Below are 10,346 nucleotides of genomic sequence, written 5' to 3'. Positions count from 1 at the left end.
TTAATTTAAGTAATCAAAGCAAACTATATAATTGCCAAGCTAATGTGCCTGGTGATGATACACAACAGCAAACTGTTAGCTGGGATCAACCAAACTTAACGACAAGCAATATTACTAGCAGTAGTGCTAAACTTAATTGGAGTCAAGCAAAAGCGGACAATGTTGAAATCAGTTATCAAATTAGTTTAAACGGCACGATTGTAGGAATTACAAATCAAACTAGTTATACACTTAATGATTTATCGGCAGCAACTAAGTATGCTGTTAGCGTTAGTGCAAACGCCACCGGCTATAAACCAAACCAAGCTAATACCACATTTACCACAGAACAAACTCAAGGCAAACTTAGCTGGGACAATCCTAAAGTTGATGTCAAAACTTATGATGCTAGTTCTGTGACTCTAATGTGGAACCCTGCGCATTATTTGGGCGGAAATGGAAGCGCTATTGAATATACTGTTTCTTATAAAGAAGAAAATAGTAACAATTACATTGTTTATAAAACTATTAAGTTATCACAACTTACTACAAACGCCACGACTGACACTGAATTCAAAGTAATGGGGTTAAAATCAGATACCCTCTATACCTTTGAAGTAACAGCCAATGTGCCAGGCACAGGTATTACCCCACTTAAAGCACCGGCTGTCTCACAAAAAACACAAAAAGCAGAACTTGTGATTGACTGGGATGCTAAAGTAAACACAAATAACATTACTAAAAACAGCGCTCAAGTTAGTTGGAGCGAAGCAAAAACTGCACAAACACATCTTATTGTATATGAAGTTATTTATGGTAGTTCAGATACAGACCAAAAACACATTGACAATATTCAACATCTAAATCAAGCACTATCTAATCTTTCTCCAGATACTAACTACAGTGTTACCGTGATAGCTTCAGCACCAGATGCGGGCATATCAAAATCATCAGATCCTATTAACTTCAAGACTCAATCAGATCAACCTAGTGAAGATACTTGGCAAAAAGATAAAGTTTATTATCAAGGAAATATGGTTCAATACCACAATATAGACTATAAAGCAAAATGGTGGACGCAAGGTGATATTCCAGGGCAGTCTGATGTCTGGGAAGATATGACGCCTTATCAACCAGGCTTACCTTGGGATAGCAATAAAATTTACAAAGGCGGCGAAGTTGTTACTGATCCATTAGATCACATGCTCTATAAGGCACAATGGTACATTCAAGGTGGCGCTTTACCAAGTGCTCAATACGCCAACAACCCATATGCAGTCTGGCGTCCTGCTAATTAACTAATACATTTTGACTAAACCCGAGCTTCTTTGCCCATATTTTTATAAACAGAGGATTTAATTATGAAAACAAAAATAAAACTTATCTCTATCTCAATAATATTTAGCACAGCAACTGCTATTGCTTCACCGCAACCTTGGGAAGACAAGACCGAGATACTAACAACCTATAAAGCAGGGACTGAAGTGATTGATAACGGAATTATTTATCAATGCAACCCATGGCCTTATTCTGAATGGTGTCAATCTGCTGCTTATCGCCCATCTGGCATGTATGGTGCAAATTCTTGGGAAAAGAAATCTGACCCTCAGCCACTAGATCAGCAAAGAACATTAACCATTGCGTTACCTGATAACCTACCAAATAACGCAATTATTGAGTTCATTGACCCAAATGGTGGGATACATAAAGTTGCAAACAATCAAGTTACTTTAACTTACGCCAAAGGTGGCAGCGATTACACCATTAAACTTGAAGGAGGAACAGGAGAAGTCTCACCAACAAATTACACTGTAACAGAGACAAGTAAGTCGCCTGTATTAAGTTATAAAGAAGCCCCCACACCACCAGCACCAGCCACCCAATGTAAAGGTGAGGTACCTTCTGATGCACCTGAATGGAAAAAACCAAGTGCTTGGCCAAATGACCATTATGATGGCAATACATTTGTAAGTTACAAAAATGGTATTTGGCAAGCAAAATGGTGGACAAATAGTGCACCTGATAGTGGTGATGGCAGCTGGACTTATTGCCAATCGCAAACGCTTGGAACACTCAATGTTACAGTTTCAGGACTCAATGATTTCAATCAATTTCCATTAAAATTAAATGATAAAACTTATACCATCAGTAAAAATGGGGCAAAGTTACAACTTGGTAAAGGCAACTATAATGCTACCGTAGATACAATTGTCAACGTTTATGACATGCATGCTTATTTACCAACAATAACCCCATCCAGTTTTACCATAGATAAAAAAGGTGACTATCCGCTTAATATCGCATTTAATGAAAAAGCGATTGGAATAAAATCTATCGGGGCACAGGTAGAATTTGCCGAAGGAACTTCTCCAAATCCATTGCCTATTGCTACAATTGCAGGTGAAGGTTACTCAGCATCTCAACAACTAAAATCTAATAATAACGATATAAAGATCCCTGAATATGGTAGTTATACTATCACTCCAGCTAGTTACAACGTTGATGGAAAAAAATACGTTGCTAACAGCCTTAACGTTATCGATGCAATGCTTATTAATGGCAATAAAATTAAATATCAGCCAGACAACCGAGTGCTCGCTGGTTATATGCCTGTTAGTTGGAATCAACCGGTAAAAATTTCCGAAGCAGCCAAACAAGGATATAATATTGCTCTACCTTCATTTATCATAGTTGATGGAGGCAAACCAGTTAAATTTGTTGATGATCATTTCCTTGCCTACAGCACTTGGAATAACAGTGCCAGTGACCCACAAGTAATTGAGAAAATAAAAACAGATATTGAACTTGCAAAAACGCAATACGGCTTGAAGTATGTACTTGCTTCTATAGGTGGAGAACGTAACACATTTAATCCAGCTGGAGCACCAACTCAATTAGTAGCAGACCAAGTTATCAGTTTTCTAAAAACATACAATTTTGATGGTATTGACTTTGACCTTGAAGTTGTACCTAGAGATGTCACTAAAGAATATTTAGTCGAGTTTATCGAAGCACTTAAAGCTGAAATGCCAAACATTATAATATCTGGTGCACCACAGGTAAACAACGTTGGTGGTACCCTACAATATGTTAACACTCAAACAGATCAAGTTTACAATGCCGCTATTGAGAAAGGTTTATTTAACTACTTATTTGTTCAAGAGTATAATACAGGTGGTAATTATGTTTGTGCGGATGGTAGCTTAGGTACAAAAACTCAAGCTGGTTGCTATGATCAAACGTCAGCTAAATTTATTATCAGCAGCTTTTATGCTTTGAAGAAGATCACCCCTAAAAACACCTTAATCATAGCAGGGCAACCAGCCACAGCAAGTGCTGCTGGTGCTGCGACTGTCTATAATGGTGCTGATAAGGATGATCCATATAATGCCATGGCAAATGCTTACAAAGCACTCTCAAATGAACCCCAATTTGGAGGTGCTATGACATGGGAATTATCATTAGATGCCACTAATAATTACCAATTTATCAAGTCAATAAAGCCTGTTATATCAAACTAGATAAAGGGAATAATAAAGCTAAGAAAATTGCAAAGTGTATATCATACTTGCGCTAATGGCATTAAACTTAATCGTGATCAGAATTATTTACTTTAGTTATCACCAAACACATAACTAATCAAAGTATTGCCTCCACCTTGAAGTATCATAAACACTATCTTTAAAAATGGTTAACGAATTGTTTCAAATGCAATTTTCCATTGATCATTATTTTCCAATGATTTTGCTGTTAATTCCAATGTTCCTATTTCGGTATGCATTGCACTGATATGAACTGGAACCGACGTACCATTTGTGTAATTATCTGCTGATAGGGTTAATCTAAGTGGCGATAGTTCAATTAACCCAGCTTGCTCCCAATTAGTAAATACATCGCCCAATTGATCATTTACACGGTGGTTGGCAGCAAAGAACCTAAACTCAACGGGCTCCCCCACGATGAGGGAAAAAGTTTCTGCTTCGTAAGTCGTAACCTCACCTGCTTCCATACCTTGAGTAGCAATACAAAGTGCTTCAGTTTGTGGTTGAAAGCCAGGAATCGCAGGCATGGGTGATTCAATTCCAATATAAAATGAATGCGATGCGCCACCTTTAATACGAATACCATTTCCTTGTAAAGCATCAGCAAAAACTGTTGCACCAATGGCTACTGACGTGTCATATTCCGCATTTTCCAATTCAACGGCAAAAACTTTACCTTCTATCTCCAACCATTTATTAATTGTTTGCATAATTTGAGTGCGCAAAATTTTTGGTTTAAAAACACCACCATTGAATAACACGACGCTTGGTGCTACAAAGCTCTGCTCTTTTTCGGCTTGTTTACTCAAAAACAAAGCCAAATGTTTAGTAATTGCTGGCTCTTGCGCATAGGTTAAAGAAAACCGACTCAAACCTGATCGTGGATTTGCTTTGGGGTGATCTGTAATCGATACTTGTGGGAAAAACCCTTGTAAAATAATGCGTTCGACATCTTTTTTAGCCAACGTCTCTGAAACAGCGTTAGCAAAGATATTTGAGGATCTGCCTGGAATAGAAACCGATATTTCATTCAAACTCTTATCACTTAACAGCTTTTCTTTTGCATTACGACAACTATGTACCAAAGCCTGCATTTGCCAAGGTTCTAAGCGCTGACCGCTGTCCAATAAACGCTGTTGCAGCGTATGTGCTAGCATTAAATCAATATTGTCACCACCTATTAAAATATGATCACCTACAGCAATTCTTCTTAGTGCTAAATTCCCGTTATCATCTTCTACTTTAATGAGTGAAAAATCTGTTGTCCCACCACCGACATCAATGACTAAAATAGTATCATCAATCGATAGTTTATCTCGCCAATTTTCATTATTATTAATCCAACCATACAAAGAAGCTTGTGGCTCTTCCAGTAAAATGACATCTTCAAAATCACATAACCTTGCAGCTTCTGCTGTTAAATCCCGAGCGGCTGGTTCAAAGGATGCAGGAATAGTGATGATTATTTTTTGCTGAAATAAAGGCGCATCAGGAAAAGCACTATTCCACGTTTTCTTTATGTGTTCAAAATAATAAGTATAGGCCTCAAGTGGGGAGATGCGTTCAACACCCTCCGCAGCTTGATAAGGTAAAAGCGCTTTTCTCTTATCAATACTGGATTGACATAACCAACTTTTGACACTAGAGATTACTCTATTAGGAGTTGTTTGTGCTTTTAGTTTGGCATGCTCACCCACAATCACTGTTGTTTCACTTTGCCATGGCAAATTTATATCCGACAGAGTGAGTTCAAGTTCACTTGGAATATACAAAAACGAAGGCATGAGTATCTTTGATTCATATTGATTTTTAGCAAAAAATTGAGGTATAGCTAAACTACAAATACTATCCTCGCTCTTTAACCTTTTATAGGTAATAGCAGAATTTGTCGTTCCTAAATCTATCCCAATTAAATATTTTGCATGATGAGACACTTATATCACCTCCACTTCAGCTGGTTGTAATATATTCAGATTCGCTTCACTCGTTACATTGGGCAAGTAAATTTCCTTTATTTTCCACCCTTGATGAATCAAACGACCGTGTAAAACATTTGTTTCACTTACGTTACCTGTTAAATCTATGCTTTGACGATCAAAACCTGAGTGTAATGTAATTTCGCTATTTTCTTTTTCTAGGCACACAGGTTCTATTGAACAATAACCATACAATGCTTTTTGGCATTTATTGTGTATTTCTCTTGCTACAGCCGCAACCTGAGTATCATCATAATGATCTAAGTTTTGATGTAGAAAATCGATAAGCCTTCCTTTTTTTTGTAATATAGCTAGTAGTTGCTTTGCTGAGTTTGTATCCATTTCCCCTTGTTGAATATTGGTGGTTGATGAATATGTCTCTGTGTTATTCTCAGTTACAAGTGTGCCTGTAAAAAAGCACTTCAAACGTTGCTTCCATGAGAGTTTAATCAACATGCTTTGATTCCTAAATACATCTCTTTCATCATGCGTATAGTTAGTTTAACTCAAGCCTATATCAGCTACAAACCATTTTACGAGGTTTATAATCCACGATTACATCAAAAGTATTTCATGTTTTGACTAGTAATCTTATTTAACCAATAATTACAACTAAAAATTATGGTTAACTAACGATACAATGCTTATTTTAAAAAAGGTTAATTATTTATGGCGGCTTTTTGCAACAGGGCTATGTTTTTTATTGTTTTCTATTGGTAGCTTAATACTTGGTTATCTGATCATTCCAAGTGTAATTGCCATTTCTACAATCACAAAATCCAAAAAGTCAAAAAAGCATATTGTACAATATTGTATATATCTGACTTTTAGATACTTTACCCAAACCTTGTCATGTTTAGGTTTAGTTGATTATCAATTTAATGGCTTTGAAAAATTGCAACAAGATCAAGGTACTTTATTTCTTGCAAACCACCCAACCTTGATTGATTATGTTTTGATTGTTTCTAAACTTCCTTGTTGTGACAACATCGTAAAAGCATCACTATGGCAAAACCGCTTTGTTCGCAAAGTCATATCAGATGCAAGCTATATTCCTAATATTAATCCAGAACAGACTTTTGATGGTATAAAAAATACATTGTCAAAAGGTAATAACTTATTGCTATTTCCAGAAGGAACACGTAGCTCACCAAATAAACCTATTACGTTAAAGCGAGGGGCTGCACAAATTGCATTAAGAGCAAATGCACCAATTCGAGTGATTTATATCACTTGTATTCCAAGCACACTGGCAAAAAACGATAAATGGTATAAAATACCCGCCAAAAAACCAGTCTTCACATTAACTGTTGGTGATCTTATAGATCCCTACTTGATTTTGCAACAATGTAATGGTTTACCTTCTGTTGCAGCAAGAAGACTGACAAAAATACTTGAAGAACAACTACAAGGCAAATAATAGCAATGAGCAATAAACAACTTGAACTTGAGCTTAAAAATCTCATCATTGAGGTGCTGAATCTCGAGGACTTAACCGCTGATGATATCAATAGTGATACATTATTATTTGGAGATGAGCTTGGTTTGGACTCCATTGACGCACTTGAACTTGGTGTGACCCTCAAAAAGAAATACAATATTGAGATAGATAGAGAAAATGAGGATATAAAGCAATATTTTGAATCTGTTGCAAAACTTGCACAATTCATTAAGCAACAAAAAAGGACAAAAAATGATCACATCAAAAGAAAAAATTCATCAAGAATTAAAAAGCATATTTGCTGAACTTTTTGAACTTGATCCCCAGAATGTCACATTGCAGGCAAAATTATATGAAGACCTTGACTTAGATAGCATTGACGCAGTTGATTTAATTGTCTATCTTCAAGGCAAAACAGACAAACAATTTAAGCCTGAAGAATTTAAGTCAGTAAAAACGGTCTCTGATATTGTCGACATCATTCATCAAGAACTCAGTAATAAATAATGTCATTTCGCACTGTTGCTACAATAATCATCGGAATATTAATAGTTTTATACCCATTTATTGTATTTATTGGTTTTCATACTCTGCCTATCAAATGGTTATATCTATTATTAATTTGCTTATTTGCAATACGTGCGGTTTTTTCATCCAAACAAAAAAATCAAAGACCTATAAGCAAAAAAATTTTTGTATTTGCTTCTTTAGGAGGGTTGGCATTTAGCCTATCAGGGCTTATGTTTGAGAACATTTTTTTTGTTAAGTTTTATCCAGTTATTATAAGTTTGCTTTTTTTTATTGTTTTCGCAACTTCATTGACTCAAAAGGAAAATGTTATCTATCAATTTGCTAAGAAAACTTCATCTAAAGAACTACCACATTTTGTGGTTTCTTACACCAAAAAGGTCACAATTTCATGGTGTTTGTTTTTTTATCTAATGGCTTAATTTCACTTTATACTACTATGTTCAGCTCAATGAAGGTTTGGATGTTATACAATGGTTTTATTGCTTATTTTGCGATTGCAACCATGATCACAGCTGAGCTTATTATTCGATTTTTTGTAAAGAGAAAATATAAAAATGATAGCCTTTGATTTTCTATCATTTTCAACAAATACAGCAGATAAAGTTATTTTTTGCCATGACAAAAAAGATATTTTTCTATCTCAAATTCAAGATCAGATTTTTTTACTTGCGTCTAAACTAGTTAACTATTCTCAAAAGAATATTGCACTTTATTGCGATGATATTTACCATTTTTGTATTGCCTTTTTTGCTTGCCTTATTACTGATAGAACAACTATTCTGTTACCAAATAATACTATTGGTGTAAAAAAAGAGTTAAAAGATCATTATGACGCTTTCTTAACTTTTGATGTATCTAAAAACAGTTTCACATTAGATGGTCAAACTATAATTTTAACTGAAAAAAATAATGTCACTCAATCCAAAATTAGAATGACAACCATATCAATTGATGATTTGCAACAAAAAGAAATTATTTTTTTTAGCTCTGGTTCAACTGGAACACCTAAAAAAATCACCAAACAATTTAGCTATGTTTTAAACGAAGTTATTGTTTTAGAGAATATATTTGGACAATATACAGCTAAGCTTTCAACTTTTTCTAGTGTTAGCCATCAGCATCTATATGGCTTTATTTTTTCCTTTTTATGGCCGCTATTAACTTGTAAAAAAATCTATACCAAACTGATTCGCTATCCAGAAGAATTACAATTTAATTTGAAGTACAAAGAAAAATTTACCTTTATAACAAGCCCAACCTTATTATCTCGTTTAGATTTCAGTGAAAAATTAAATAATATTATATGCTTTATCGCAGGTAGTTTGCTTAAAACCGACATAGCGCAGAAGGTCAAGCAAAATCTACAATTAGAGCCATTTGAAATTTTAGGTAGTAGTGAAACAGGGATTATTGCTTGGCGTCAGCAGCTAAAAAATGAGCGTTGGCATTGTTTTGATAGTGTTCTCCTTCATCACAATTTTGAAAACTTATTAGCCGTTAGTTCTAATTTTTTTCCTGAAAAAATTTTAAGTACAGGTGATAAAATCCAATACCTTAATGATAAAGAATTTATTTTACTAGGACGTTCGGATCGTATCGTTAAAATTGAAGGCAAACGCTTATCGCTTACTGAGCTTGAAAATAAGCTTAAATTACACCACTGGATTGAAGACTGTTATGCTTTGAACTTACATAAAAATCGTGATTATATTGGTATTTTTATTGTGCTATCTCTTGTAGGTAAAAGTCAAAAACTCAACCAATCAGCACATATCTTTCACAGTCAATTACGTGCACATTTAAAACAGTGGTTTGAAAATATTTTGCTACCCAGGGCTTTTCGTTACGGCAATGAAATCCCATTAAACCAGCAAGGGAAAGTTGATAAAGATGCTATTGCAAAATTGTTTTAACTTCTTTTTGAAAAAAATATTCTCCAATTTTGATCAAAACGTTAACATATGCAAAAAATTAACCAATCACTTAGTATGGATAAAAATAAATTTGAATACCATCATATGGGCATTGCAACAACTAAAAGAAGAGCTGACGAACGCTACAGCTCAACCTTCAAAATGTATACCACAAAAGGACATAATTCTTTTAGAATACAATACCATCGCTTTGAAGTTGGTTGCCCACTTCATCCACTCATTCAATCTAAACCACATGTTGCTTTTAAAGTTTATAATCTAGATAAAGCAATTAAAGGTCATAAAGTCATTCTTGAACCTTATAGTCCATTTAATGGATTTAAGGTCGCCATGATTGAAGTGGAAGGAGCTCCTGTTGAATTAATTGAAACAAGTTTAACCGAAGAGCAAATCTGGAATGACGATCATAAAGGATCCCATGTCTATCCTGAGAAAGAATAAAATCTTTTTAAAACAAAGCTTTTAGCCGATCTACTAAAAAGTTTAATTTTTTGCCAAAAGACTAGGTTCTGTAAACCAAATTTTTTTACCACAGCCATATTAAACTTCCCTAAATGTGCAAAAACCCAATGAAACTGATCATTCTTTTATCAAATCTAGAAAAAACTCTGCAACAGTGTTTCAGCTTAGAAAAAAGCACTCAATCACGCCCCTTGTGGAAGAACCCCCCAAAAAGATGGATCGTTATTTAATCATCCATATTAAACCTTGCTGCACTAGGAATCCAGCGATATAAAATAGGAATGGAAATACCTAAATCTTTTGGTAATAGACCACTTTCAAGTAGCTTTTTGGCAGATTCTAATTTGCTGTCAGTCATTAGAGTTCTTTCCAAACCTCAATTAGTCAATTCAAAGTTGTAAATTCCCGTTATTAAATTAAATCGAAGTCCAAACCTTTTTCGTCTATTCCGATATTTGTCGGCAATAATTTTAAAACGTTT

11 protein-coding genes and 2 pseudogenes are annotated in these 10,346 nt (G+C 34.8%); 8 read left to right on the top strand and 5 right to left on the bottom strand.

Features of this window, described 5'->3' with window-relative positions; all coding sequences use genetic code 11:
* Positions 1–44: 44 nt before the first annotated feature.
* Both M1V25_RS08285 and M1V25_RS08280 read left to right on the top strand, forming a co-directional pair.
* Positions 45–1,277, top strand: coding sequence for a fibronectin type III domain-containing protein (locus tag M1V25_RS08285; RefSeq protein WP_498842971.1), 1,233 nt, complete (start codon positions 45–47; stop codon positions 1,275–1,277).
* Positions 1,278–1,340: 63 nt separating this feature from the next.
* On the top strand, positions 1,341–3,500 hold the full coding sequence (locus M1V25_RS08280) for a glycosyl hydrolase family 18 protein (protein ID WP_498842970.1): 2,160 nt from the start codon (positions 1,341–1,343) through the stop codon (positions 3,498–3,500).
* Positions 3,501–3,670: 170 nt separating this feature from the next.
* Here M1V25_RS08280 and M1V25_RS08275 read toward each other — a convergent pair whose 3' ends face one another.
* Both M1V25_RS08275 and M1V25_RS08270 read right to left on the bottom strand, forming a co-directional pair.
* On the bottom strand, positions 3,671–5,455 hold the full coding sequence (locus M1V25_RS08275) for an Hsp70 family protein (RefSeq protein ID WP_116964582.1): 1,785 nt from the start codon (positions 5,453–5,455) through the stop codon (positions 3,671–3,673).
* On the bottom strand, positions 5,456–5,953 hold the full coding sequence (locus M1V25_RS08270; protein WP_116964583.1) for a DUF2760 domain-containing protein: 498 nt from the start codon (positions 5,951–5,953) through the stop codon (positions 5,456–5,458).
* A 184-nt stretch (positions 5,954–6,137) separates the two neighbouring features.
* Between M1V25_RS08270 and M1V25_RS08265 the strand changes: the two genes are divergently transcribed.
* From M1V25_RS08265 to M1V25_RS08240, 6 genes are all read left to right on the top strand, one after another.
* Positions 6,138–6,917, top strand: a complete 780-nt coding sequence (locus M1V25_RS08265; protein ID WP_239986786.1) for a lysophospholipid acyltransferase family protein — start codon at positions 6,138–6,140, stop codon at positions 6,915–6,917.
* Between the two features lie 5 nt (positions 6,918–6,922).
* Positions 6,923–7,243 carry a phosphopantetheine-binding protein gene (locus M1V25_RS08260; protein WP_498842969.1) on the top strand — a complete coding sequence of 107 codons (321 nt, stop codon included), beginning with the start codon at positions 6,923–6,925 and terminating at the stop codon, positions 7,241–7,243.
* On the top strand, positions 7,191–7,445 hold the full coding sequence (locus tag M1V25_RS08255; RefSeq protein WP_116964585.1) for an acyl carrier protein: 255 nt from the start codon (positions 7,191–7,193) through the stop codon (positions 7,443–7,445). Before M1V25_RS08260 ends, M1V25_RS08255 begins: the two co-directional genes overlap by 53 nt.
* Before the next feature lie 412 nt (positions 7,446–7,857).
* On the top strand, positions 7,858–8,037 hold the full coding sequence (locus M1V25_RS08250; RefSeq protein ID WP_498842968.1) for a hypothetical protein: 180 nt from the start codon (positions 7,858–7,860) through the stop codon (positions 8,035–8,037).
* Positions 8,024–9,382: a hypothetical protein gene (locus M1V25_RS08245; RefSeq protein WP_498842967.1), complete on the top strand. Its 1,359-nt coding sequence runs from the start codon at positions 8,024–8,026 to the stop codon at positions 9,380–9,382. Before M1V25_RS08250 ends, M1V25_RS08245 begins: the two co-directional genes overlap by 14 nt.
* A gap of 48 nt (positions 9,383–9,430) precedes the next feature.
* The gene (locus M1V25_RS08240) at positions 9,431–9,844 is read left to right on the top strand and encodes a hypothetical protein (protein ID WP_498842966.1); all 414 of its coding nucleotides are present in this window, start codon (positions 9,431–9,433) and stop codon (positions 9,842–9,844) included.
* A gap of 109 nt (positions 9,845–9,953) precedes the next feature.
* On the opposite strand, the pseudogene M1V25_RS08235 reads toward M1V25_RS08240, so the two are convergent.
* The 3 genes and pseudogenes from M1V25_RS08235 to M1V25_RS08225 all read right to left on the bottom strand — a co-directional run.
* Positions 9,954–10,037 (bottom strand): annotated as a pseudogene (locus tag M1V25_RS08235) (IS5/IS1182 family transposase); the annotation flags it as partial.
* Positions 10,038–10,091: 54 nt separating this feature from the next.
* Positions 10,092–10,223, bottom strand: coding sequence for a hypothetical protein (locus tag M1V25_RS08230; RefSeq protein WP_476702590.1), 132 nt, complete (start codon positions 10,221–10,223; stop codon positions 10,092–10,094).
* An 18-nt stretch (positions 10,224–10,241) separates the two neighbouring features.
* Positions 10,242–10,346 (bottom strand): annotated as a pseudogene (locus M1V25_RS08225) (IS5/IS1182 family transposase); the annotation flags it as partial.

The organism is Candidatus Nebulibacter yamunensis, assembly GCF_024208055.1.
In the GTDB taxonomy this organism is placed as follows: Bacteria; Pseudomonadota; Gammaproteobacteria; order Francisellales; family Francisellaceae; genus Caedibacter; species Caedibacter lacustris.
The sequence above is the reverse complement of the archived record's forward strand: the minus strand, read 5'-3'. Positions and strand labels throughout refer to the sequence as shown.